Source organism: Pseudomonas sp. GW822-FHT04C11 (genome assembly GCF_058800905.1).
Genome location: NZ_JBXAMS010000008.1, coordinates 169031 through 194448, shown reverse-complemented (window position 1 = coordinate 194448; position 25418 = coordinate 169031). Strand labels below are relative to the sequence as shown.

Below are 25418 nucleotides of genomic sequence, written 5' to 3'. Positions count from 1 at the left end.
ATTCTTGTTATAGGGGGCGTTCAGGGATAGGAAACGTAGACGTCGGAGAGCAGATCGGCCGCGCTCGGCTTGGGGGCGGACTTGGCCTTGAGCACGGCGTTCTCGATCAGCAGCTCCACCTCACTGTCAATCTGGTCCAACTGGCTGGCCTGCGCCCGCCCGGCGCGGATGATGCGTTCGCGGAACTGCATCAAGCAGTCGTTGTGCTCGCGGAAATGCTTGACCTCGTCCGGCGCCCGATAAGTCTGGGCGTCGCCCTCAAAGTGACCGTAATAGCGAGTCAGCTTGACCTCGATCAGCGATGGCCCCTCCCCGGCCCTGGCCCGCTCCACTGCGGCACCGGCGGCTTCGTGAACGGCGAAGAAATCGAAGCCGTCCACCGTGACCCCGGGCATGCCGAAACCGGCAGCGCGGTCGGCGATGTGATCGCAGGCCACCGACCAGTTGGAAGCCGTGGCTTCGGCGTAACCGTTGTTCTCGGCAATGAACAGGCACGGCAGATTCCACACCGAGGCCATGTTCATCGCTTCGAACACCGCCCCTTCGTTGGAGCCGCCGTCACCAAAGAACACCACCGCAACACTGTCGGTGCCCTTGAGTTTGGCGGCCAGGGCCGCGCCCACGACCAGCGGCGCACCGGCCCCCACAATGCCATTGGCACCGAGCATGCCCTTCTCGAAATCGGCGATGTGCATGGAGCCACCCTTGCCTTGGCAGACCCCGGTTTTCTTGCCGTAGATCTCGGCCATCATCCCGTCCACATCGACGCCTTTGGCGATGCAGTGGCCGTGACCACGGTGGTTGGAGGCAATGCAATCGTCATCCCTCAAATGAGCCATGACCCCGGCGGCCGAGGCCTCTTCGCCGGCATACAGATGGACAAAACCGGGAATCTCACCGGTGGCGAATTCCACGTGCAGGCGCTCTTCAAAGACGCGGATGGTGCGCATCACCTGATAGGCATGCAGCAATTGATCAGCGGTTAGCTGTGTCGACATTTTTATTCTCCAGGGTGTCTTGAGACGAGAGGTTCAGAGGGTGCTGCGGGTGTTCACGGCCGATGGCCAGAAGTCGCTGTTGCGCTGCATAGTCCAGGACCGCATTGACATCGATGCTGAGCGGACCGCTGGAATCGAGGGTGACCGTGGGCCGGTCATGGGTGTTGAATTCGATCTCGCGCTCGCCATCCAGAGCGAGGGTTCCGCTGGCCAGGCACAGACTATGGGCGACACCGGGTTCAAGGCTTCCTGCAGCAAGTACGCCGCAGCCTTGCAGCAGGCCGGGAGCCAGAGGCACCAGCAGCGCTTTCGGAGATTGCGCATCGAGGCGCATCCAGGCCCCACCCGGAGCCTGACGCGATACGGGAAACCACAAGCCGCAAAGGGCCGAGATGCCAATGGACTGAGGTTCGGCGAAGGTCACAAACACCTCGGCCAGATCGCCCCCGCGACTGATGGCCCGTGCGCCGACGAAGGGCAACGAGGACACCGCCACGTCCACCAGGGCCATCTCGCACAGGCCACGACTCGGCTCGCGCACCAGCAAGCGTTTATTGCGGCGCAAAGCGATCTCGTGCGGGATCCGCCCACTGACAAACAGCCCGCCGGCCAACCCGGCGCTGGTGGCTTCACGCAGTTCCGGAAAGGCGTTGTTGGTGCCGGTGGACAGGGTCAGCAGCGGAATGTCGCCGACTTCGGCGGCCACCGCCTTGTGAGTACCGTCGCCGCCCAGCACGGCGATCAGCGCAACGCCGCGTTCGGCCATCCAGCGTGCCGCGTGACGGGTATCCTCGACACTTTGGCGCAGGGTCAGGTCGAGGAACTCAAGGACTGGCCAGTGACTGCTGCGAGCCTGGCGGCCGTGGCTGTTTTTCAGCACGGCGGCGGCGATGCCGGTCATGTCTGTGGGCATCAGCACCCGTTCGACACCCGTGGCGCCAAAGGCAGCCAGCAAGCGCTGGATCACCGAGACCTTGTCGGTGCTGGAAAACAACCCAGCGTTGGCGGTCAGGCGCCGTACGTCCCGGCCGGATGCCGGATTGGCAATGATACCTACGGTCACCGGCGCACGACTCATAACGCCACCATGGGCAGAACAGGAAAAGGATTTCGGCAGGACATCGGGCACCTCTTTTTATTATTGGGTTGCCAGTCAGGCTGGTTGCCAGAGCTAGAGCAAGGCCAGTGCCAGATTCGCAAAAACACCTGCACAACCCCGTCGTAGAGCGGTCCGATGGGACCCCGGGGTGGCCGAAATCAAATCCGAATGAAACGCGTGATGTCAGGCTGCACGAGGTGGCGGCGAGACCGTGAGACATCGCGTCTCACCGCCAGCCCCGGTTGACCCGACGCTTGTCTGCGGTCAATGAACGGCGCTTAATAGCCGCACAACTAAAAGAAGATGGAACCGGAGGCCTGAATGCTTTCCGCACACTCAAAGGCGCATGTGGATTGCGTCAGCCGTGTTTTGAAGAATGCCGGGCACCTGCCGCAGCTGCCTGTGTCGGACTTGATTCTCAACTCCTGGCGTCGCTCCATGGAGCAACACCACCTGGATCCCGGCTCGCTACAAGGACCACGGATCCTCTCGCAGAACGTGCTGCAGGAATGCCGCGAGCGCTCCGAGTTGTTCTTGCGCATCGCCAGTGAGGAAGTCGCCCGCCTCCACGGTCGGGTCCGCGATGCCGACTACTGCGTCCTGCTCACAGACGCTCAGGGCCAGACCATCGACTACCGCGTCGAAACTTCCATTCGCAATGACTGCCGCAAGGCCGGTCTTTACCTGGGCACTTGCTGGTCGGAAGGTGAGGAAGGTACGTGTGGCGTGGCGGCGGTACTGACCGCGCGAACGCCGGTCACTGTTCATAAGCGCGATCATTTTCGCGCCGCGTTTATCGGACTCACCTGCTCGGCGGCGCCAGTCTTCGACCCCAAGGGCGAGCTGCTCGGGGTGCTTGATGTGTCGGCGGTGCGCTCACCCGACGACCGCCGCTCCCAACATCTGATCCGGCAGATGGTGGTGCAGAGCGCGCGTGAAATCGAACAGGCATTTTTCATGAGTAGCGCCCAGGGTTACTGGGTGCTGCGAGCCCACAGCAGCCCTGGCTACGTCGACAGCCAACCCGATTACTTGCTCGCCTGGGACAACGACGGCTGCTTGCAGGCGTTGAACCCGGCTGCGCGGCAATGGCTGTTGCACCGTTTTGGTCAACTGCCGGAACACATTGGCCAAGTGTTCGATCAGCAGTTGCTGCATCGGATCAGTGACGAATCGCTATGCCTGTTGCACAGCCAGGGTGGCCACACGCAATTGCATGGTCGCCTCAGCGTGCCACGGCGGGTGAATCGCAACGCTTCGCGACTGGCACTGACACCCGCCGAACTCGACCCGCGACTGGAAGAAAGCCTGCGCCTTGCAGTGCGGGTTAAAGACCGCAACCTGCCGGTGCTGATCCAGGGCGAGACCGGCTCCGGCAAGGAAGTCTTCGCCCGTCAGTTGCACCAAGCCAGCCAGCGCCGCGAGCGGCCGTTCGTTGCAGTAAACTGCGCGGCGATCCCCGAGAACCTGATCGAAAGCGAATTATTTGGCTATGTCGCTGGCGCCTTTACCGGCGCCTCGAGCAAGGGCATGCAAGGTCTGCTGGAACAGGCCGATGGCGGCACTCTGTTTCTCGATGAAATCGGCGACATGCCCCTGCCCCTGCAAACCCGGCTGCTGCGGGTTCTGGCCGAGGGTGAAGTGGCGCCTCTGGGAGCCTCACGGCGCAAAGCGATCGACCTTCAGGTCGTCTGCGCGAGCCACCGCGATCTGGAAGGACTGGTCGCCGCGGGCGAGTTTCGCGAAGACCTGTACTTTCGTTTGAATGGTGCGCGCTTCCAGTTGCCGCCGCTGCGCGAACGCAGTGACCGGCTGGCGCTGATCAACCGGATTCTCGATGAGGAATCGACGCTTTGCGCAGAACCTATGCACCTGGGAGGTGCAGCTCTGGAATGCCTGCTTGGCTACCGCTGGCCAGGTAACGTTCGCCAGTTACGGCACGTGCTGCGATATGCCTGTGCGGTGTGCGATTCAAACCTGATTCAGGTCAGCCATTTGCCCGAGCAACTGCAAGATCACCGACTTGATGGCCCAAGCTCTGGCGACACCATTGATTGCTGCGCGAGCCCGGAGCGCCAGGCACTGCTCGATGCCTTGGTGCGTCACCGCTGGAAACCCACCGCTGCTGCAAAGTCTTTGGGCATCTCCCGGGCAACCCTGTATCGGCGGGTGCATCAGCATGGCATCGACATGCCTGGCAGAAGCCAGGTGTAAAGCCTGGTGCCCCTGGCAAGCCGCTTTAATGAGCGCGCGTATCGACCCGTTCAACAGAAATGCACTCGTCACTGCGGCATCAGGGTGCGGCTAAAACCTTGGCATGGAACACACGTCCGGCACGTCTGCCGGCGCTACCTCGGCCCATGAGATGCTCACCTGACGCCATCTGCCCGTTCAGTCCTTGAGCGATTTGGGTATCGCAATACGGCTACTGGTCTTAACCTCGCGCAAAGCCAGACTGGACTGAATGGATGCAATACCCATCTGACGCCTGAGCACGTGCTCGATAAAGTCGCTGTAACTATCAAGATCCTCTGCCAACACTTGCAACACGTAATCGGCATCTCCAGTGATCTTGTGACAAGACAACACCTCGGGCAATTGCGCAATCACCGCCTCGAAGGCGTCGGGAGCATGATCCGCATGGGTGGAAAAACGGATGTGCACGAACGCCAAAATGTCCAGCCCAAGCATGCGTCGATCAAGATTGGCCTGGTAGCCCTTGATTACGCCAGCCTCCTCCATTCTCTTACGCCTTCGCCAGCAAGGCGTCAGGCTTAACGACAGACGCTCACTGAGCTCGGCGTTGGAAATGCTCGCATCTTCCTGCAGCAACGTGAGTATCGCCAGGTCGGTCTCGTCGAGGCTGATGCGTTTGGATGATTTTTTCTGCATTACGCCATTCCTGAGTAAAAACGCCCGAATAATCTAGCAAACCACGAAAACAAAGCAAAGAAAGCGCGTCCCGGCCGGAACAGAATATTTGCACTGGCTCACATTAACGGATGCGCAGAATGTTTACAGTTTTCAGTGATTCCCATCGCTTGCACCACGGCACCGAATTGAAAGACGGTGTGCTCAAGCCGTCGTTCGAACAGCCCAGTAGGGCCGATACTGTCCATAACCGCGTCAAGCAGGTAGGCCTTGGCCAGATCGTCGAACCGCGAATATTTGACCGGTCGTGTTACGTCAATGCGCACAGCGAGCGCTACGTCAGTTTTCTGGAGAGCGCCTGGTCGGAATGGTGCGCGACTGGGCGCACCCACGATGCGCTGCCGCTGGTATGGCCAGTGCGCGACCTGTCCAACGAGCAAGTCCCGACGTTCATCGACGGCAAGCTCGGTTTCTACGCCATGGACGCCGGCTCCCCGATTACCGCCACCACTTGGCAAGCGGTAAAAACCAGTGCAGACATCGCCCTCACCGGCCTGGCGCTGATCGATGAAGGCCACGACAGTGCCTTTGCCCTGTGCCGTCCGCCCGGCCATCACGCAGCGCGTGAATACATGGGCGGCTATTGCTATCTCAACAACGCCGCCATTGCTGCACAACAGGCCATTACCCAAGGCGCCAAGCGTGTTGCAGTACTGGACGTCGACTTTCATCACGGCAACGGCACCCAAAACATTTTCTACGGGCGCAGTGACGTCATGTTTGTCTCGCTACACGGTGAGCCGACAGTGTCCTATCCGTACTACTCAGGCTTCAGCCACGAAGTCGGTGCAGGCCACGGCGAAGGTTACAACCTGAACTATCCGCTGCCGAAGAACACCACCTGGGAAAGCTACCGCAATGCCCTGCTCCACGCCTGCAAGAAACTCCAGCAATTCGCCCCTGAAGTGCTGGTTATTTCACTCGGCGTCGACACGTTCAAGGACGACCCGATCAGCCACTTCCTGCTGGAAAGCGAAGACTTCACCGGCATTGGCGAGCTGATAGCAGGCGTCGGCTGCCCCACTCTGTTCGTGATGGAAGGTGGCTACATGGTCGATGAAATCGGGATCAATGCGGTCAACGTGCTGCATGGCTTCGAGAGCAAACGCGCCTGAGCCATCCCCTGCTCTACAGCATTTCAACTACAGAATCGGAAAATAAAAACATGACTCTTTTTATCGATGTCGATCATGCCGCACGCCTGTTCGCCAAGGTGGGTATCCGTCGGGCAATCCGCGAGATGGCCACATACATCGAAGCTGACTATTCACGCTGGGCGCAGTTTGATAAGTCGCCTCGCACCGCCAATCATTCCGCCGACGGTGTGATCGAGTTGATGCCCACCGACGATGGCCAACAGTACTCGTTCAAATACGTGAATGGCCACCCGGGCAATGGTCAAAGGGACTTGCTGACCGTGATGGCTTTCGGTGTTCTCGCCGATGTCCACAGTGGCTATCCAGCCTTGCTCAGTGAATTGACGCTGACCACTGCCGTGCGCACCGCCGCGACATCCGCGCTGGTCGCGCAGTCCCTGGCACGCCCTGGTGCAAGTGTCATGGCAATCATTGGCAACGGCGCTCAAAGCGAATTTCAAGCCATCGCCTTCCACGAAATGCTGTCGATCAGGGAAATCCGCATTTTCGATATTGATCGTGATGCGTCACTCAAGTTGAAGCACAACCTGTCGGCATTCCCGGGTATTGAAGTGATTCTGTCCAGCTCTGTACAGGAAGCGGTCAAGGGCGCGCACATTGTCACTACAGTCACCGCCGACAAGGCTTATGCAACGATTCTGACACCCGAGATGATCGAACCCGGCATGCATATCAACGCTGTCGGTGGTGACTGCCCGGGAAAAACCGAACTGCACGCCGAGATCCTGCGCAACGCCCGGATCATCGTTGAATTTGAACCGCAAACCCGGATTGAAGGCGACATTCAACAACTGGAAGCCGACTCGCCCGTCGTCGAGTTTTTCCGCATTGTGCTGGGCGAAGTTCCGGGGCGTGAGAATGATGCCCAAGTCACCGTGTTCGATTCGGTGGGTTTTGCTCTCGAAGATTTTTCGTCGCTGCGCTACCTGCACGACCTGGCGCGAGAGCACGGGATCGGCGAGCGCATCCATCTAGTGCCGACACCCGCCAACATAAAAGACCTTTACCAACTGCTTGATCAGCAACCGGCCAAACCGGCGCGTCTGCGCACAGCCACCTGATAACCGCAGGTGATGCCTCCGAGCAGCGTGCCAAGGGGCCACTCACCGTCCTGTAAACCCCAAAAACCACCACCGTCAGTAGCCGTTGCATCTCTAACAACAACGCTAGACACCGACTTTCTGCCAAAACTCAAAAACATAAAATCAAGAGGTTTTGTAATGAAATCTACTCCGTCCGAGCGGGTTGAACAGCCCGCGCTGCAGCGCACGCTCAGCAATCGTCACATTCAGTTAATGGCCATGGGAGGTGCCATCGGTACAGGTCTGTTCATGGGTTCCGGGAAGATCATTGCCCTCTCAGGCACGTCGATCATCCTCATTTATATGATCATCGGGATGTTCGTCTACTTCGTCATGCGCGCCATGGGCGAACTGTTGCTCTCCAACTTGAACTTCAAAACCTTCGCGGACTTTACCGGTGCCTACCTGGGCCCGCGAGCGGCATTCTTCCTCGGCTGGTCGTACTGGCTGAGCTGGAGCGTCGCGGTGGTGGGTGATGCCGTAGTGGTCGGTGGATTCTTTCAGTACTGGTTCCCCGATGTACCCGCCTGGATTCCAGCCGTCGGTATGTTAATGACGCTGTTCGCCTTAAACGTGCTGACCGTCAGGCTTTTTGGTGAAGTGGAGTTCTGGTTCGCAATCATCAAAATCATTGCCGTCGTCACCCTGATTGGCGTTAGCCTGGTGATGATTGCCAGCTCCTTTGTATCACCCAGTGGCGTTACTGCATCCCTGAACCACCTGCTGGATAAACAGGCAGCCTTCCCCAACGGCCTGTTTGGTTTCTTTGCCGGATTCCAGATGGCAATTTTCTCCTTTGCCGGCACCGAGCTGATCGGTACTGCTGCCGCCGAAACTCGCTCCCCCGAGAAGACTCTGCCGAAAGCCATCAACTCGATTCCGCTGAGAATCATCCTGTTTTATGTGCTGGCACTGGCCTGCATTATTGCGGTGACTTCCTGGCAACAGGTTTCGCCCAACAAGAGCCCTTTCGTCGAACTGTTTCTGGTGGCAGGGTTTCCCGCAGCAGCAGGTATCGTCAACTTTGTGGTACTGACGTCTGCCGCCTCATCGGCTAACAGTGGCGTATTTTCATCGAGTCGCATGCTGTTTGGGCTGGCCAGTCACGACAATGCTCCCGGGATTTTCCGGCGCTTGTCGGGTAATAGCGTTCCTCTGCTGAGCCTAGCGTTTACCACACTGTTGATGCTGGTGGGTGTACTACTGCTGTTCATCGTTCCGGAGGTCATGACAGCGTTTACCATCGTCTCTACCGTGTCGGCAATCCTGGTGATTTTCACTTGGTCGACCATCCTCGCGTCGTACATTGCCTATCGTAAAAGCCGACCCGACCTGCATGCGAAATCGGTCTACAAGATGCCTGGTGGCGTGCCGATGGCCTGGTTTTCGTTGACGTTCCTGGGATTTGTACTCTGCCTGCTGGCATTAAGACCTGACACTCGTATTGCCCTACTGGTCATGCCAGGGTGGTTCATTTGGCTGGCCATTGCTTATCAGCTGACCCATTCCAGGAAGCTAAGATCCACTGCTGGTTCGGCCAATCAGTACAGCTGATGTTCACCTGCTGCCTTTAGGTGCCGACGCAGTAAGCTTGAGCGCAATGCGGGATTTGCTGCGCACCCTTCCTCTCTATCTCGAGGCGGAGGGGCAATAAAAGCGTCTCTGTCTGCCCAGCAGGCAGCATACGGAGCTGCTAGTGTTAATCCGCATGCCGTCAAAGTCCCAGCAGTCGGGTGGGTGTGAGCCGCAGTTTTGTTCGTGACCAAGTGCTACGCCTGCCGCTGCGGTTCGTTGGCAGTGGTGTACCCAAGATTTTCTTAATCCATCGAATGGAGCTTAATCCAGGAGAAAAATCATGGCGAAGGTACTGGTTCTCTATTACTCAATGTACGGTCACCTCGAAACGATGGCTGGCGCAGTAGCCGAAGGCGCACGATCTGTACCCGGCACCGACGTAACGCTCAAGCGTGTCGCTGAAACCATTCCGGCCGAACAGGCAGCAGCCATTGGCGTCAAACTTGACCAGAAGGCACCGGTGGCAACACCTGACGAGCTGGGCAATTACGATGCCATCATCTTTGGTACACCGACGCGCTTCGGCAATATGGCGGGGCAGATGCGCACATTTCTCGATCAGACCGGCGGACTGTGGATGAGCGGCGCGCTGGTCGGAAAAATCGGCAGTGTCTTTGCATCGACCGGCACCCAGCACGGTGGCCAGGAAACCACTATTACGTCGTTTCACAGCACACTCCTGCATCAGGGGATGGTCATCGTGGGTGTGCCTTACACCTGCGCAGGGCTGACCAACATGAGCGAGATCACCGGCGGTACGCCCTATGGCGCGACCACCCTGGCAGGCACTGACGGTAAACGGCAACCGTCACAAAATGAACTGGATATTGCGCGTTTCCAGGGTAAACACGTCGCTGAGCTTGCAATAAAGATCGCGGGTTAACGAAACGGAGAAGCCAACGTGAGCACCTTGAAACTTCACCCTGCACTGGACAATGGTATCCAACCTGCTGCCGCTAATTTCACAGGTGGCACCCTGCAATGCCTGTGTGCGACCGATAAGGTCGAGATCAAGATAGACGCACAAACCCTGCATAACCACGCGTGTGGCTGCAGCAAATGCTGGAAACCGCAAAACGCGATATTCGCCGTCATTGCCGTAGTACCTCGGGATAAGGTCAGCGTCACTGCCCACGGTGAAAAACTGTCAATTGTCGACGAAACCGCCACCATCCAGCGGCACGCCTGCAAGCAGTGCCACGCCCATCTCTTCGGACGCATCGAGAACAAGGACCATGCGTTTTATGGTCTGGACTTCGTCCACACCGAACTCTCTCCCCAGAGCGGATGGGCTGCGCCGAGCTTCGCAGCGTTCGTGTCCTCCATCATCGAAACCGGCACGCCGCCAGCGCAAATGAAGGCCATCCGTGAACGCCTGCGCTCGATCGGCCTGGAGCCCTATGACTGCCTGTCCCCGGACTTGATGGACGCAATGGCGACTCATGTCGCCAAACAGAAAGGCCTGCTCCCCGCCGCCTGAGTGATCGGCCGCCGCGGTTTCTTCGTCGGGCCGCGGCCCCGGCATCCCAAAAAACGCGTCTGAGCGGATCGTACCCACAGGTTCGAGCCGTGGCCTTCGGCTCAAGCAGTGGCTGCCGGACGACATCGGTATGTGCGTCGGCGTCTACACCCACCCCGCTCCTGTCGCCCGAATCTACACCGACGCTATGCGCCAGTGTCTGGGCGAAGATCGTGTTATGCACTGTCATACCTCCTCTTAGGAAGTGATGTGTAAAAACGATAAGTGACGGAGCGTCATCTACAGCCTGAGGAATCATCGTTTGTACCAGCTATAGCCCTGAAATCTAATCCATCGCAAACAACTAACAATAACTCGCAAGGATGTGAACTGCGATGGAGCAGATCCAAACATGACCCCTACGTATTCCCTACTGACCCTGGGAGCGTCAATCCTGCTGATCGTAGTCCTGATCGGTAAATTCCGTGTCCATCCGTTCCTATCCCTTATCGCAGCAAGCCTGCTAGTGGGGATCGGGACAGGAATGGCCCCAACGGCAATCGTCTCGGCTTTTGAGAAAGGCATGGGCAGCACGCTAGGTTTCCTTGCCGGCATCATCGGTTTAGGCAGCATTCTCGGCAAGCTGCTTGAGGAGTCTGGTGGCGCCAAACGTATTGCGACCACCCTCTTGAGGGTGCTGGGTGAGAAGAATGCCTCTTGGGCAATGATGCTGGTCGGCTTCATCGCAGGTATTCCCGTTTTCTTCGAGGTCGGATTTGTCCTCCTGATTCCCCTGATCTATGTCGTCGCCCGTCAGACCAGGATCAACGTGTTGTACCTGGGAGTACCGTTGGCCATCTCACTGATGGTTGTCCACTGCATTCTCCCTCCGCACCCAGCCGCCACTGCCATTACAGGCATGCTGAATGCCGACATCGGTAAGGTGATTCTGTACGGCCTTATCGTCGGCTTGCCAACGGCGGTTATTGCCGGGCCTATCTGGGTGAGGCTGACCTGCACTCGGGAGGCCCCTGAGGGGCAAGCTCAGTTTCTGGCTGCCCGTAGCGAAGCGGTCATAGACGACAGCAAGGCACCAAGCTTCGGTATTGCGATGGTGACGGTGCTTCTGCCGTTGGCACTGATGGTGGGCAAGACACTTGCTGCACCTTTGCTAACGAAAGGCTCAATGACGCTTGAGTGGGTCTCTTTCATTGGCAACCCGCTGATTGCTCTCGCGCTGTCGATTTGCTTCGCGTACTGGTCGCTAGGCCTGCGACGTGGGCTTGGCATGGGCGCCCTGCTCAATCTGACCAACCGCTGCTTCCCGCCACTGGCTGGCATTCTCTTGATTATCGGAGCCGGCGGCGCGTTCAACGACATGTTGGTAGGCAGCGGTATTGGGAAGGCGCTGGCGGACGTGCTGGGGCAGTCCCAAATCAACCCGATCATTTTGGCATGGCTGATCGCTGGGTTAATGCACTTCGCTGTTGGCTCCGCCACGGTCGCCATGATTAGCACCGCAGGCATGGTTCTACCTATCTTGGGTCAGCACCCTGAATACAGCCCTGAAATCCTTGTTATCGCCATCGGTGCAGGTGCAATCGGCTGGACCCATGTCACTGACTCAGCGTTCTGGGTCGTAAAAGAATACCTGGGTATTCCCTTGTCTGAGGCCATCAAGAAATTCACTGGCGCCACCGTACTCGCCTCCTCTGCGGCGCTGGTATTTACGCTAATACTTTCCAGATTTGTGTGATGAGCCTTCCCTCTTCACCTACGACTTATCGAAAGGTAGTTCCTATGATTCAAGGTAAAACACTAGACGCCTGGTATGAAAGCCATCCCATTATCAAGGAGCTGGTTTCACTTCAGGAAATCACCTGGTTCAATCCAGCTATTGCATCGGTGTCCATCGCACTGGGCGATGTAGGCCTGAACCATAACGACGTCAAAGATGCCAGTGAACGCCTCCGCCGCTTTGCACCCTACATCGCCAAGGTGTTTCCGGAAACGGCAGCGGCGGACGGGATCATCGAGTCCGGTATCCAGCCACTGAAAAAATTCCAGCAAAGGCTTCTGAGTGAAGCCGGCCTTCCTGGCGTCGGTTCGCTGTGGCTCAAGAAAGACAGCGATTTGCCTATCTCTGGCTCGATCAAGGCGAGAGGGGGTATCCATGAAGTGCTCAAACACGCTGAAGACCTCGCCCTGCAAGCAGGGTTGATCAAGCTGGACGATAACTACGAGGCATTGGCCAGCGACTCCGCGCTTGAGTTCTTCAGCCGCTACAAGATTGCGGTCGGCTCCACGGGCAATCTTGGACTATCCATCGGCATCATGAGCGCCAAGCTGGGCTTTCAGGCAACTGTCCACATGTCGTCGGATGCCCGCCAATGGAAGAAGGATAAGCTACGGGCCAGTGGTGTGACAGTGGTCGAGTACGAGTCCGACTACAGCGTTGCGGTCGAAAACGGGCGCCTGCAAGCCGAAAAAGATCCTGCCTGCTACTTCATAGACGATGAGAACTCGCCACATCTGTTCCTGGGCTATGCGGTTGCAGCCGAGCGCCTGGCTCGACAGTTCGAATTGGCGGGTGTGCGAGTGGACGCCGATCATCCTCTCTTCGTTTATCTGCCCTGCGGTGTTGGCGGAGGCCCTGGAGGCGTTGCGTTTGGATTGAAACTTGCCTTTGGCGACGCGGTGCACTGTGTTTTCGCAGAACCGACCCACTCCCCCTGCATGATGCTCGGGGTCTACACCGGCCTGCATGATGAGGTGAGTGTCCAGGAGTTCGGCATCGACAACGTCACCGCAGCTGACGGATTAGCTGTTGGCCGCCCCTCCGGCTTCGTAGGAAAAGCGATGCAGCGACTTATCGATGGTTACTATACCGTCACGGATGAAGAGCTTTATCGCCTGATGTTCCTGGCCCATGAGCTTGAAAATGTAAAACTGGAACCATCGGCCTTGGCAGGTGCGCCAGGAATTGTGCGGGTACTCAATAATGAGAAGTATCTGGAGCGCATCGGTGTCTCTAGGGCTAAGTTAGCCAACGCAACGCACTTGATTTGGGGAACAGGCGGAAGCATGGTGCCCGCCGCAGAGTTCGCCACCTACCTTGATAAGGGCCGTGCTCTGCAACATCCTGCGCAGTAATGACAACGCATGGTTCGTGGGGGTACAGCAATGCCAGAACTTGGTCTTACGAAAGCTCCGAAGCTTAACGGAGCCCATCTGTCCAACCTGCATACTTTTCTCGTCGCCGCGCGCCATCTCAGTTTCGCCCGCGCAGCGGAGGAGCTGTGCCTGACCGCCAGCGCAGTCAGTCACCGGATAGCTCGTCTGGAGGAGGAGCTATCGCTCAAGCTTTTCCACCGTTTACCTAGAAAGGTCGAGCTGACCGATGATGGTGAGCGGATTTTCAAGGTCATGCAGCAGACCATGGATAAGCTGTCCGAGGCTGTGCAGGAGCGTTCGCACGCTCAGATCGAAGGGCAACTGTGCTTCTATGCCAGACCTTCGGTAGCACAGTGCTGGCTGGTTCCGAGACTATCCGATTTCACTACACGCTATCCCGGGATTCAACTGGATGTTCGGGTTGGCAATGAACCGATCGACTATCGAACCCGACGTATTGACCTGGTGCTTTGCTATTCGAATGGCGAGCCACCCTGGCCTTGAAAGCGTTCGACTGATGCCAGAGCGAATTGCGCCAGTGTGCAGCCCGCAATACGCCGAGGCACATGGTCTGGTGGGACATCCGGAGCGCCTGTCGCAATGCACTGCGCTGCATGATGTCGCGGCGTGGGACAACATTTCGTTCGATGCGGAATGGCGTCTATGGCTTGATGCGGTTGGCGAGCCCACCGAGCTTCCCAGTCGTTTCATGACGTTTGACCGCTCGGACTTGAGCACCCTGGCCGCAATCAATCATGCAGGTGTGGCGATTGGACGGGAACAACTGGTTCGCAAGCGAATTCAGGATGGCGAACTCGTACTTCCGTTCGGTGGATTTAGAGAAGCGGTTAACTATGGCTACTACCTGGTTCATCCGGCTCACGAAACGATGCCAAGAAGGCTTCAGGTGCTGATCGATTGGCTTATCGAGCAAGTGGATATGTGACGTTTCATGGATTCTGAACACAGAAATGTAGACGTCGGGTCGCGCATCCCATGCACGATCCGACGGGGTTGAGACGTGCTTAGATCCGGATGATCTGGGTGATATGCGGCTTGCCGTTAATAGGCGCGTAAATTTCCACGACCGCTTGCCAGCTGTTTGGCGAACCAGGTTGCGTTGCTTTAGCCTGATAACGATAGTTGGTACCGTTAACGACCTGGGTCGAAACCAGCTCAGCGGTGTAGTGCACACCCACGAGCCCGGCCAGGGCTTCATCGAATACTTCCTGATCCTTTGGAGTCAGTTCGTGGTAAGGAGTCCATCCGCCAACAAGATTTTCTTGAGCCGACATACGATATATCTCCATATATAAGTTCCTACTCGTCTGGCTTTTCGGAGTTCGCCCCGTTTATTTGATGGTTTCCGGAATCCATTGTGCTGCAACGCAGGCCGTCAAGTGGCAGGCATGCGCGAACGTATGGCCATGGAGGAAAAGGTAGTAGTCGCCAGTTTCAGATCCTTGTCCCTGATAGAAGCAGCCATCAATGAACGATGACTGCCAGACCTCCATGTCTTGTCAGCGTCGGCTCTGCTTGTCGTGCATGCCGCTGGATGGCTTTAAGCTATCAAACTTAAATGGAAAGTATGTCCGCATTTGACCGTGCGAGATGTAAGGCATTGGCTATTCATAAATGCGTAATCGCGCTCATCAGTTATTTGCGAGCTGAGCCACTTCGCTGGACGACACAAGCGTCTTCAGTGACGCATCAAACTGCTTCAGCGCGTTCAATTGCATTTCGGTTTGCTTGTCGATCTGCGCGGCTATCTCTGGCGCCGCTTTGCCATGAACCCAGACCGAAGGCATTTGCTGTTCTCGCGAGCCTTCGGCCTTGCCGATGTACTGCAGGTTCGAGTCGTAGAACTTGGCCATGAATCGCGCTTCCACCTGGTTGTTGCGCTTGGACACCAGACGGCTGTAGGTGTCCAGCATCACCACCACGTCCGGATGAGCATGCACCACCGCGTCGAGGTTGTCGTAGACGGTCACCGAGGCGAACTCTTTCTGTAGCGAAGCCATGAGCCAGTTGATCGCGAGTTTCGGATCGGAGCTGTTGACGAACGCGTTGCTGATGCGCGAATCGAGCGCAGGGTTCTTCGCGCCGTTCAGCGCTACCGAATGGTACTGCTCCAGGTATTCGAGAGTGTTGAGGGTGTTTTCGCTGTAGAGCACACCCACCGATTGAGCGTGCTGCAGGCCGATGGTGCTGTCGACCACGGGTAAAAAGTGGCAGGACTGTTCGGCCGCGTAGGCCGGCACAGTGGCCGCAACGCTGCCGGTCAAAACGGCGACAAGTGCCAGCAAGGTAGAGATTCTCATCGCGCAGTTCCTTCAGAAGCGGCTTCGGTATAGCGCCATCCTCCTCCTTTGCCGGAAAAACAGAACTTGCATTCCGTGATGATAACTATCGACTGAACGAATGGTGGAAAACCCATGAGCTACAGTTGTGGTGAGCCCGGACAGGCTATACCTCACCTGTCGGTATCGTTTGTCATCAAATGCCAAGTCACTGACGCTCAATGAAAAGCAGTCGCTTTGCGCGTGACGATACTGGCTTGCTGATCGACGTCGATCAGTTAATTGAAATCCCATATACCCATGACGTCGGATGCCCTCCTCCCCGTTCGTGTATGTGGGGGTGCTGTCAGTTACATCTCAGTAAAAAAATAAAGAGAGAACAGCATGAAGTTCAGTCTTGTTGATAACGGCAACCCGAGTCGCCGACGCGTTCTACGCGATGCCTTCGCCCTGGCTTTGGCAGCTTCGCCATTGGCTAACCTTGCCAAGGCAGCCGACGAAACACCGGAAGAAGTGACCTTTGCTGCCGGTCCACGGCCGCTGGTGCAATACCCGCAAAAACGTCCGTTGACCCTGGTGACCACCCGCCCGCCGCACCTTGAGACGCCATTCCCCATCTTCAACGAAGGGCCCCTCACGCCGAATGACGCGTTTTTTGTGCGTTACCATTTGGCCAATATCCCTACCAGCATCGATCCGGACAGTTACCGCCTGACGATCAAGGGCTCGGTCAACACGCCGCTGTCGCTTTCCCTGGCAGAACTCAAGGCTTTGGCCGAACCGGTAGAAGTGGTGGCCGTCAATCAATGCTCGGGTAACAGCCGCGGCTTCTCGATGCCTCGCGTGTTCGGCGCTCAACTGGGCAATGGTTCAATGGGTAATGCCCGCTGGGTGGGAGTACCACTCAAGGCGGTCCTGGAAAAGGCCGGGGTGAAAGCCGACGCCAGGCAAGTGACATTCCGTGGGCTCGACAAGCCAGTGCTACCGAGCACGCCGGAGTACATCAAGGCCCTGGACATCAGCCATGCCATGGACGGCGAGCCCATGATCGCCTGGTCGATGAACGGTGCCGACCTGCCATTCCTCAACGGTTACCCGATACGTCTGGTGGTCCCAGGCTATTTCGGTACGTACTGGGTCAAGCACCTGAGTGAGATCGAAGTCGTCGACCATACCTACGACGGTTTCTTCATGGCTAAAGGTTACCGCGTTCCGGACAACGATTGTTTCTGTGTCGCCCCCGGCACCACTGCCGCGCAAACGACGCCAATTTCCAGGTTGCCGGTACGCAGCTTTATCACCAGCGTCAAACACGGCGATGTGTTGCCCTTGAAAAAAAGCGTGCTGCTCAAGGGCATTGCGTTCGACGGTGGCGTTGGGGTCAACAAGGTGGAAGTGTCGATCGACGGCGGGAAAAGTTGGCGCGAAGCCAAGCTTGGGCAGGATCTTGGCCGTTTCTCCTTCCGTGAGTGGACGCTGCCGATCACCTTTACCAGCAAGGGCGCCACACAATTGATGGTGCGGGCCAGTAACCGTGCGGGCGAGACACAGCCGTTGCGAGCCGACTGGAACCCCGGTGGCTACCGCCGCCACGTTGTAGAAACCAGCCACGTGACCGTCGCCTGAGGGGGCCCCGCATGAAACGCATGACCACCTTGCTCTGCGCAGTTCAGGTTTGTTTGGCGACCATGGCTAACGCAGCGCCACTGTCGATCACCTTGCCGCCCGAAACGGCTGTGCTCAAACCCAATGCCCTGCCCGGCTACCCATTGGCTCAACAGAAGTGCTCCACCTGCCATTCTGCCGACTACATCAACTTCCAGCCTCCCGGCATGAGCCTGGCGCAGTGGACTGGAGAAGCGAGCAAGATGCAGCATGTATATGGTGCTCCGATCAGCGATCAGGATGTGAGCATCATCGGCGCTTATCTTGCGGTGACCTACGGCAGTGCCCATGCGAGCGATGCCGATGTACAGGCAGCCTCAAATCCATCGGCAGGCCAAACCCCGGCTGCGCCTTTAGCCAAAGTCGACGCCATGACCTTGCTGCAGAGCAACTCCTGTCTGAGCTGTCATGCGACCGATCATAAGGTTGTAGGCCCGGCCTATCACGATGTGGCTGCAAAGTATGCCAATGACCCGCAGGCACTGGCCAAGGTAACGTCCAGCATTCAGCAAGGCGGTACCGGCAAATGGGGGAATATCCCGATGCCGCCTTTCACGCAGTTAAGCCCGGACGATCTGCACACCCTGGCGACTTTTGTGCTGCGTCAATGAGCACACTTACGGCTCGGTGAGGTATCAGCGACTGATTAGCCTCACCAAACGATCGGGCCTGACAGGCTCTAATGCGAAATGATCCCGTGGTCCATCGCGTACTTGACCAAGGCCGCGGGCTTGTTGATGTTGAGTTTGCGACGGATGCTCAAACGATGGGTTTCCACCGTCCGAACGCTGATGTCCAGCTCGCGGGCCATTTCCTTGTTGTTCATTCCCAGAGCCATCTTGCACAGCACTTGACTCTCGCGCGGCGTCAGCTCGTTCTCGGTGTTCTTGTCGGCGATGAGCCTCTGCGCGATCTCTGCACTGTAAAACGTTCCACCGCTGGCAATCGCTTCAATGGCCGCAATGATTTCCCGTGAAGGTGCGTTCTTCAGCACATAGCCGCTGGCGCCAGAACGCACAGACTCACTCACATACTCATAGTTGTCGTACATGCTGAGTACCAGGATCTTGAGCAACGGATATTGCTTGCTCAACACCCGGGTCAGCTCAAGTCCGTTCATGTCCTTCAGACTGATGTCGACGAGTAACAGGTCCGGCTGACAGAGTCTCACCATCTCAATCGCTTCGGCTCCACTCTCGGCTTCCCCCACCACTTCCAGGGGAGACATGACCGCCAGCAGCGCCTTGATCCCGTCACGGACCAGGGAATGATCGTCGACCAGGGCGACGCGGATTGGGTAGGACAGGTTCATCAGGGGCATTCACTCTTGTTGTTATTGGCTGAGTCAGTGTTTCGGACCGGGCATTTTCATTGGCAGCAGAACCTCCAGGACACTTCTTCCCGGCGTCGATGCAAGCTCGAATCGCCCGCCAAAATGCTCGACCCGCTCGCGGATGTTCCGCAGCCCTATACCGGAGTGACGGCGTTCGATTTGAGCGACGTTGAAACCGACACCGTCATCGACCACCGTCAGCCGTAGGGACTCTTCGGACCCGTGCAGTGTAATGGATACGTTTTGGGCCCGGGCATGTCGTTCGATGTTGGTCAGGCCTTCTTGCACAATGCGAAACAACGAGACCGCGGCGCCGTCGACCAGATGGCACTCGAATTCGTTGTTGTTGTAGGTCACCACGAGTCCGCTACGTTGCTCGAACTCTGCGGCGAGTTGACCAATCGCCGCCGACAGACCCAGCGTGTCGAGCAGCGACGAGCGCAGGTCGTGAGAAAGGCTGCGAACCTCGCCAATCGCTTCTCCGAGACGCTCCGTGGCCTCTCTTAAAATGCTCAAGCCCGTGTCCTGCCCACTCTCCAGCACATGGCTGGCCAGTTCGAACTGAAACTTGATGGACACCAGTACCTGGCTGATACCGTCGTGCAACTCACGGGAAACCCGTGATCGCTCTTCTTCTTGCAAACTGACGATACGCTGGGTCAACCGCTGGAGTTTTTTGTCGGCCAAGCGATGTTCGCTGACGTTCAGCGTCATGCCGCTGGCAAAGACGAACAGCACTGCCACGAGGGCTACGATGGCAATGGCGAGCATCGTTTTGCGGATACCCTGAGCCACCTCGTCACGCGCCTGCTGTGTTGCGCGCTCAACGTCCTCGAGGTAGATGCCGGTACCCAGCATCCAGCCCCAACGATCCAGCATCACGACATAGGCAAGCTTGTCGGTCACTTGGCCGGAAGAGGGTTTGTTCCAGGCGTAGCGTTGAAAGCCTTCTCCTGATTCCGCACTTTTCAGTAGCGCCTGGATCACCGGCAGACCGTGTGGGTCTTTCATGTCCCACAGGTATTTGCCCACCAGTTCCGACTGCCGCGAGTGCATCAGACTGCGGCCCTGGCGGTCGTAGACGAAGAAGTAGCCATTGATACCAAAGCTGAGCTTGCGCAGTTCTTCCAGGACTTGTTGCTGTGCGTGCTCATCACCCTTGCCGTTGTCGTACAGCGGCGCGATCAGGCTTTGCGCCATTTCGACGTAGTTTTTCAGTTCTGCACGCTTGCTGGCCAGAATGCTGTCTTCGATCAGTTGCGTCTGTTGATCACCCAGTTGGCGGTTCAGGGAAATCACCAGCGCGCAGATGACAGCAATCGCCAACACCAGCGGCAGAATCCCGAGCGCGACGATTTTATGTTTGAGCTGCATCTGTGCTCCTGACCGGACCGTGGGAAAACGAAGGCTCGGCATCATATGCCAAAGATACGCGTGTCCAGTAGCGGCGCTGGATGGAATGACCTGTGGCTCAGTTGAAATGCAAAACCTCTGGGAGCGGCGACGTCTACGTAGAACTACGCAGATTGTGCGTACGTAGTCGTGCGGATTTATTTGTGGACGGCATGCGTGGATATTGGGCCAGCTCCGCATAGCGGACACAATTATAAAAATTACCGCCGCAGTCCACTGGCTGTCGGCAGGAGACACGCAATGACCCGTCTGGCTAAACACCTCGCCTGGTTTGCCGTGGCTGTCCTGGGAGCTTTTGCGCTGAGTGTCGTGGCCCTGCGCCGCGGCGAAGCCATCAACGCCCTCTGGATCGTAGTCGCAGCAGTCGCTATCTATCTTGTCGCATACCGCTATTACAGCCTGTTTATTGCCAATAAGGTGATGCAGCTCGATCCCGGTCGAGCCACCCCCGCCGTCGTCAATAACGATGGTCTGGACTACGTACCCACCAACAAACACATTCTTTTCGGTCACCACTTTGCGGCCATTGCCGGCGCCGGGCCACTGGTCGGCCCGGTACTGGCGGCGCAAATGGGTTACCTGCCCGGTACGCTCTGGCTGATCGCCGGCGTGGTATTGGCCGGTGCCGTTCAGGACTTCATGGTCCTGTTCATGTCGACCCGCCGCAACGGTCGCTCCCTGGGCGACATGGTCCGTGAAGAAATGGGCCGTGTCCCTGGCACTATCGCGCTGTTCGGCTGCTTCCTGATCATGATCATCATCCTCGCGGTGCTGGCGCTGATCGTGGTCAAGGCCCTGGCTGATAGCCCGTGGGGCATGTTCACGGTGATGGCGACCATCCCGATTGCGATGTTCATGGGCGTGTACATGCGCTACATCCGCCCGGGCCGCATCGGTGAGATTTCCGTTGTCGGCGTGCTGCTGTTGCTCGGCTCGATCTGGCTGGGCGGGCAGATTGCTGCTGATCCGGTCTGGGCCAAGGCCTTCTCCTTCACCGGGATCCAGATCACCTGGATGCTGATCGGCTACGGTTTCGTTGCCGCGGTGCTGCCGGTCTGGCTGATCCTGGCGCCACGTGACTACCTGTCGACCTTCCTCAAGATCGGCACCATCATGGCCCTGGCGATTGGCATCCTGATCACCATGCCCGAGCTGAAAATGCCGGCGCTGACCCAGTTTATCGACGGCACCGGACCGGTGTGGAAAGGCGGGTTGTTCCCGTTCCTGTTCATCACCATTGCCTGCGGCGCGGTCTCGGGTTTCCATGCGCTGATTGCTTCCGGGACCACCCCGAAACTGTTGGCCAGTGAAGGCCATGCCCGTTACATCGGTTACGGCGGCATGCTGATGGAGTCCTTCGTGGCCATCATGGCGATGGTGGCGGCTTCGGTGATCGAACCGGGCGTCTACTTCGCGATGAACAGCCCGGCGGCAATCGTCGGCGGTGACGTGGTACAGGTGGCTCAGACTGTCAGCAGCTGGGGCTTCATGATTACCCCGGAAGCCCTGCAAGCGGTGGCCAGGGACATCGGTGAAACCACCGTGCTGGCCCGTGCCGGCGGTGCGCCGACCCTGGCGGTCGGTATCGCGCAGATCCTGCACAGTGTTCTGCCGGGTGAAAACACCATGGCGTTCTGGTACCACTTCGCGATCCTGTTCGAAGCGCTGTTCATCCTGACGGCGGTCGACGCTGGCACCCGTGCCGGGCGTTTCATGCTGCAGGACTTGCTCGGCTCCTTTGTTCCGGCGCTCAAACGCACCGAGTCCTGGACCGCCAACCTGATCGCGACCGCCGGTTGCGTGGCAATGTGGGGTTACCTGCTGTACCAAGGCGTGATCGACCCGTTGGGCGGCATCAACACCTTGTGGCCGCTGTTCGGTATCTCCAACCAGATGCTGGCCGGTATCGCGCTGATGCTTAGCACGGTGGTGCTGATCAAAATGAAACGCCAGCGCTACATCTGGGTGACCTTGCTGCCAGCCGCCTGGCTGCTGATCTGCACCACCACCGCAGGCTTCATCAAGCTGTTCGACGCCAACCCGGCGATCGGCTTCCTGTCGCTGGCGAAGAAATACAGCGATGCCCTGGCCAACGGTCAGATCCTCGCCCCGGCCAAGGACATCACGCAGATGCAGCACGTGATCTACAACGCCTACACCAACGCAACGCTGACGGCGCTGTTCCTCTTCGTGGTCTTCAGCATCCTGTTCTATGCGATCAAGGTCGGTATCTCGGCCTGGGGCAGCAAAGAGCGCACGGATAAAGAATCGCCATTCCAGGCGATTCCAGAAGCGTAATCGAGGGTTGCAAGCATGTTCAATGACCTGAGTCGCCTCGGTAAATACCTCGGTCAGGCCGCGCGCCTGATGGTCGGCATGCCCGACTACGACACCTACGTCGAGCATATGCAAACCCAACACCCGGACAAACCGGTGATGAGCTACGAGGCGTTCTTCCGGGAACGCCAGGAGGCTCGTTATGGTGGCAAGGCTGGGCCGAAGTGCTGTTGATCCGCTGACGGCGGGTTATCAAATGTGATGTGGGAGACTCTATGTTGCAGGGCAACCCTGCAACGGTCGACGACGCTTGAGCGAATGGAATCGAAAGTTCATTGCGCTGTCTCCCACTGCTGCAAATGGTTATGCATGCCGCTTTATAAAAGTGCATCCGGACGGTATGGCAAGTTCTGAGCACTGCCTTACACTGCGATACACCCAATACGACTGTTCAACGGATCGACAGGTCCCACGGCGATCCGTGGCATCACCTCATGATCCGGGTGAAACCAACATGAAAACGGTCACCACCCTTTTCACCTGTCTGCTCGCTGCCAGCGTGTGTGCGGCGACAAGCACCTGTGTGAACGCGGCCCCTCCTTCGCCAATCTTCAAGACCAGTTTCGACTGCGCCCAGGCTAGGGCATCCATCGAAAAGCTGATCTGTCGCGATCCGCAACTGGTACAGATGGATATCGAACTGACGCGTCTCTATCGCCTGGCGCTCACGGATGAGCATTCAGTACCGCCTCCAGACACCGTCATGATCGACCAGCAGTTCTGGATCAAGTCCCGTAATCAGTGCGCCTCCGCGCCTGCGCCCAAGGCGTGCACGATCCGCAGTTATGCCGAACGCGCGCACCAGTTGCGCCAAGGCTCGGCAATTGTGAGAACCAAGGATCCAGACCGGCTCACCGAAGGCCCCCTGGCTATTCGTTGTACGGGGTTTAACACGCTGATTACCGCCACCTTCTTCAGCACGCAACCGGGTGTCGTGTACCTGAAATGGGCGAATACTTCGATCACCCTCAGCCAGGTGCCGAGTGACTCGGGAACCCAATACACGGGCAAGGATTTCCAGGGCAACTACAGCTTCTGGCAAAACGACAACGTGGTCCTTTTCCAAAAACCAGGCTCCGCCGAAATGAGTTGTACGGCCGAGCCGGCCGGCTGATTGCTCTGGCGCAAGGTCGTTTGGAGACCGTTACCCGGACCAGGAAGGCAGGCGAGGACACAGAACCCGCATCACTAACCTGCCCTCAAAAAACAGCGATATGCGAGTCCGTTCGCGGCTCGGTTCCGCCACATAACACGCCCGTTTCAGGATCGCGCAGGATGATTTGTCCACGCCCATAACGGGTCCGGTCGCAGGCCACTTGCACTTGATGCCCCCGGCGCGCCAACGCTGCAGCCATGTCCCGCGAAGCGTCCTGCTCGATGCCGACCTGCAGCCCTCCCAGCCACTGCCAACGCGGTGCATCCAGCGCCGCTTGCGGGTTGAGGCCAAAATCCACCAGGTTCATGACCATCTGCACGTGCCCTTGGGGCTGCATGTAGCCGCCCATCACGCCAAAGGGGCCCATCGCCACACCGTCCTTGCTGAGAAACCCCGGGATAATGGTGTGGAAGGTTTTCTTGCCGGGCGCCAGGCAGTTCGAGTGCGCCGGATCAAGGCTGAACTCTTCACCGCGGTTTTGCAGGGCGATGCCGCTGTCGGGCAACACCACGCCGGAGCCAAAGCCGTGGTAGTTGCTCTGGATGAACGAAACCATGTTGCCTTCGGCATCGGCGGTGGCCAGGTACACCGTGCCGCTGGCGTGAGGATCACCCGGTTGTGGGGCCATCGCCTGCTCACCGATCTGTGCCCGACGATGGGCAACATAGTTTTCGCTGAGTAAATCCTCCACCGCGACCCGCATGTGCTGCGGGTCAGTGATGTAATGCAGGCCGTCGCTGTAAGCGAGTTTCATGGCCTCAAGCTGACGGTGCCAGGTCTGCTGACTGTCGCGGTGATCGAAGTCGAAACCCTCAAGAATCTTCAAGGCCATCAATGCCACGAGGCCCTGGCCGCTCGGCGGAATCTCCCAGACGTCATAGCCTCGATAATTGACCTTGATCGGCTCGACCCATTGGGCGCGGTAACCTTGTAAATCACTGGCGCGCAAATACCCGCCGGTCGCCCTGGAATGGGCGTCCAACCGTTGCGCCAGCGCCCCACGATAAAAGCTTTCGCAACCTGTGGCCGCGAGTTCCGTCAAGGTCCGCGCCTGGGCCGGGTTGTAAAACATCTCGCCAGCGCGGGGCGCTCGTCCGTCAATCAAAAAGGTTTCGAACCAGCTATCGAGAACTTCGTTGCGGCTCGGGGTGAAGTTCTCCAACGCGGTTTGCCATTGAAGAGCAACCACTGGCGAAACCGGAAAGCCGTCGCCTGCCAAACTGATGGCTGGCTGCAACACATCGGCAAAGGGCAGACGACCGAACCGTTTGGACAGCTCAGCCCATGCCGACGGGCAGCCTGGAACTGTCACGGGTGTCCATCCATGCAATGGCATTTTTTTGTGGCCGGCGGCTCTCACCGCTTCAATGCTCAGGGCTTGCGGGGCGCCGCCATTGGCGCTCAAGCCATGCAGTTTGTTCTGACTCCAGACCAATGCAAAGGCGTCGCCACCGATACCGCAACCGGTCGGCTCGACCACGGTCAACGCTGCTGCGGTGGCAATCGCGGCGTCAATCGCGTTGCCACCACGCCGCATGATCTCGATACCGGCTTCGGCAGCCAACGGCTGCGAGGCCGCGACCATGCCGCGTTTTGCGAAAACACTTTGGCGCTGTGAGGCGTAGGGATACTCATGGGCAGAAAATTTGAACATGGCAGGTCTCACACATTAGGGATGCTCGGGCTCACAGCACCCGACCAAGAAAGGCGCGGGCGCGGGCGTGGCTGGCCAAAGATCT

The 25418-nt window shown here is 58.0% G+C and carries 21 protein-coding genes and 1 pseudogene; 14 read left to right on the top strand and 8 right to left on the bottom strand.

The annotated features are described in order from the left end of the window. Positions 1 to 20 precede the first annotated feature (20 nt). Together AC1RJ3_RS15700 and AC1RJ3_RS15695 are read right to left on the bottom strand one after the other, a co-directional pair. The gene (locus tag AC1RJ3_RS15700; RefSeq protein WP_054597394.1) at positions 21 to 998 is read right to left on the bottom strand and encodes a thiamine pyrophosphate-dependent dehydrogenase E1 component subunit alpha; all 978 of its coding nucleotides are present in this window, start codon (positions 996 to 998) and stop codon (positions 21 to 23) included. After that, positions 976 to 2076, bottom strand: a complete 1101-nt coding sequence (locus tag AC1RJ3_RS15695) for an ATP-NAD kinase family protein (protein ID WP_493079449.1) — start codon at positions 2074 to 2076, stop codon at positions 976 to 978. The genes AC1RJ3_RS15700 and AC1RJ3_RS15695 overlap by 23 nt, the downstream gene beginning before the upstream one ends. Before the next feature lie 342 nt (positions 2077 to 2418). On the opposite strand from AC1RJ3_RS15695, the gene AC1RJ3_RS15690 reads away from it, so the two are divergent. Next, complete coding sequence (locus tag AC1RJ3_RS15690; protein WP_493079448.1) at positions 2419 to 4311, top strand: sigma-54-dependent Fis family transcriptional regulator; 1893 nt, start codon at positions 2419 to 2421, stop codon at positions 4309 to 4311. 177 nt (positions 4312 to 4488) lie between these two features. On the opposite strand, the gene AC1RJ3_RS15685 is transcribed toward AC1RJ3_RS15690, so the two are convergent. After that, a complete protein-coding gene (locus AC1RJ3_RS15685) occupies positions 4489 to 4989 on the bottom strand; it encodes an Lrp/AsnC family transcriptional regulator (RefSeq protein WP_054597397.1) in 501 nt (166 codons plus the stop codon). 119 nt (positions 4990 to 5108) lie between these two features. On the opposite strand from AC1RJ3_RS15685, the gene AC1RJ3_RS15680 reads away from it, so the two are divergent. The 8 genes and pseudogenes from AC1RJ3_RS15680 (at position 5109) to dsdC (ending at position 14421) form a co-directional block, all read left to right on the top strand. Continuing rightward, positions 5109 to 6143: a histone deacetylase family protein gene (locus tag AC1RJ3_RS15680; protein WP_347926761.1), complete on the top strand. Its 1035-nt coding sequence runs from the start codon at positions 5109 to 5111 to the stop codon at positions 6141 to 6143. Between the two features lie 50 nt (positions 6144 to 6193). After that, positions 6194 to 7246: an ornithine cyclodeaminase gene (gene ocd / locus AC1RJ3_RS15675; protein ID WP_493079447.1), complete on the top strand. Its 1053-nt coding sequence runs from the start codon at positions 6194 to 6196 to the stop codon at positions 7244 to 7246. A 159-nt stretch (positions 7247 to 7405) separates the two neighbouring features. Further along, entirely contained in the window at positions 7406 to 8821 is a 1416-nt protein-coding gene (locus tag AC1RJ3_RS15670) for an amino acid permease (RefSeq protein WP_493079504.1), read from the top strand. Positions 8822 to 9122: 301 nt separating this feature from the next. Further along, complete coding sequence (gene wrbA, locus AC1RJ3_RS15665; RefSeq protein ID WP_054597401.1) at positions 9123 to 9725, top strand: NAD(P)H:quinone oxidoreductase; 603 nt, start codon at positions 9123 to 9125, stop codon at positions 9723 to 9725. Between the two features lie 18 nt (positions 9726 to 9743). Beyond that, positions 9744 to 10322 (top strand): S-(hydroxymethyl)glutathione synthase, encoded by a 579-nt coding sequence (gene gfa, locus AC1RJ3_RS15660; protein ID WP_054597402.1) that lies wholly within the window; start codon positions 9744 to 9746, stop codon positions 10320 to 10322. Positions 10323 to 10713: 391 nt separating this feature from the next. Continuing rightward, a complete protein-coding gene (locus AC1RJ3_RS15655; RefSeq protein WP_054597403.1) occupies positions 10714 to 12057 on the top strand; it encodes a GntT/GntP/DsdX family permease in 1344 nt (447 codons plus the stop codon). Between the two features lie 44 nt (positions 12058 to 12101). After that, a complete protein-coding gene (dsdA, locus tag AC1RJ3_RS15650; protein WP_347926769.1) occupies positions 12102 to 13454 on the top strand; it encodes a D-serine ammonia-lyase in 1353 nt (450 codons plus the stop codon). 30 nt (positions 13455 to 13484) lie between these two features. Beyond that, positions 13485 to 14421 (top strand): annotated as a pseudogene (gene dsdC, locus AC1RJ3_RS15645) (DNA-binding transcriptional regulator DsdC). Positions 14422 to 14500: 79 nt separating this feature from the next. Here the strand turns inward: dsdC and AC1RJ3_RS15640 are convergent. Both AC1RJ3_RS15640 and AC1RJ3_RS15635 read right to left on the bottom strand, forming a co-directional pair. Then, on the bottom strand, positions 14501 to 14770 hold the full coding sequence (locus AC1RJ3_RS15640) for a hypothetical protein (protein ID WP_103320486.1): 270 nt from the start codon (positions 14768 to 14770) through the stop codon (positions 14501 to 14503). 357 nt (positions 14771 to 15127) lie between these two features. Further along, a complete protein-coding gene (locus AC1RJ3_RS15635; protein WP_493079446.1) occupies positions 15128 to 15796 on the bottom strand; it encodes an ATPase in 669 nt (222 codons plus the stop codon). A gap of 363 nt (positions 15797 to 16159) precedes the next feature. Between AC1RJ3_RS15635 and sorA the strand changes: the two genes are divergently transcribed. Beyond that, on the top strand, positions 16160 to 17401 hold the full coding sequence (gene sorA, locus AC1RJ3_RS15630; protein ID WP_493079445.1) for a SorA family sulfite dehydrogenase catalytic subunit: 1242 nt from the start codon (positions 16160 to 16162) through the stop codon (positions 17399 to 17401). An 11-nt stretch (positions 17402 to 17412) separates the two neighbouring features. After that, a complete protein-coding gene (sorB, locus tag AC1RJ3_RS15625) occupies positions 17413 to 18051 on the top strand; it encodes a SorB family sulfite dehydrogenase c-type cytochrome subunit (protein ID WP_103320492.1) in 639 nt (212 codons plus the stop codon). Between the two features lie 68 nt (positions 18052 to 18119). Here the strand turns inward: sorB and AC1RJ3_RS15620 are convergent, their stop codons facing one another. After that, complete coding sequence (locus AC1RJ3_RS15620; protein WP_493079444.1) at positions 18120 to 18752, bottom strand: response regulator; 633 nt, start codon at positions 18750 to 18752, stop codon at positions 18120 to 18122. Between the two features lie 33 nt (positions 18753 to 18785). Continuing rightward, positions 18786 to 20147: a cache domain-containing protein gene (locus tag AC1RJ3_RS15615; RefSeq protein WP_493079443.1), complete on the bottom strand. Its 1362-nt coding sequence runs from the start codon at positions 20145 to 20147 to the stop codon at positions 18786 to 18788. A gap of 279 nt (positions 20148 to 20426) precedes the next feature. On the opposite strand from AC1RJ3_RS15615, the gene AC1RJ3_RS15610 reads away from it, so the two are divergent. The 3 genes from AC1RJ3_RS15610 (at position 20427) to AC1RJ3_RS15600 (ending at position 23637) form a co-directional block, all read left to right on the top strand. Further along, positions 20427 to 22484 carry a carbon starvation CstA family protein gene (locus tag AC1RJ3_RS15610; RefSeq protein ID WP_493079442.1) on the top strand — a complete coding sequence of 686 codons (2058 nt, stop codon included), beginning with the start codon at positions 20427 to 20429 and terminating at the stop codon, positions 22482 to 22484. Positions 22485 to 22499: 15 nt separating this feature from the next. Beyond that, a complete protein-coding gene (locus AC1RJ3_RS15605; protein WP_347926778.1) occupies positions 22500 to 22697 on the top strand; it encodes a YbdD/YjiX family protein in 198 nt (65 codons plus the stop codon). A 280-nt stretch (positions 22698 to 22977) separates the two neighbouring features. Beyond that, positions 22978 to 23637 carry an MliC family protein gene (locus AC1RJ3_RS15600; protein WP_493079441.1) on the top strand — a complete coding sequence of 220 codons (660 nt, stop codon included), beginning with the start codon at positions 22978 to 22980 and terminating at the stop codon, positions 23635 to 23637. A gap of 85 nt (positions 23638 to 23722) precedes the next feature. Here AC1RJ3_RS15600 and AC1RJ3_RS15595 read toward each other — a convergent pair whose 3' ends face one another. After that, positions 23723 to 25333, bottom strand: a complete 1611-nt coding sequence (locus AC1RJ3_RS15595; RefSeq protein WP_493079440.1) for a gamma-glutamyltransferase family protein — start codon at positions 25331 to 25333, stop codon at positions 23723 to 23725. Between the last annotated feature and the right edge of the window lie 85 nt (positions 25334 to 25418).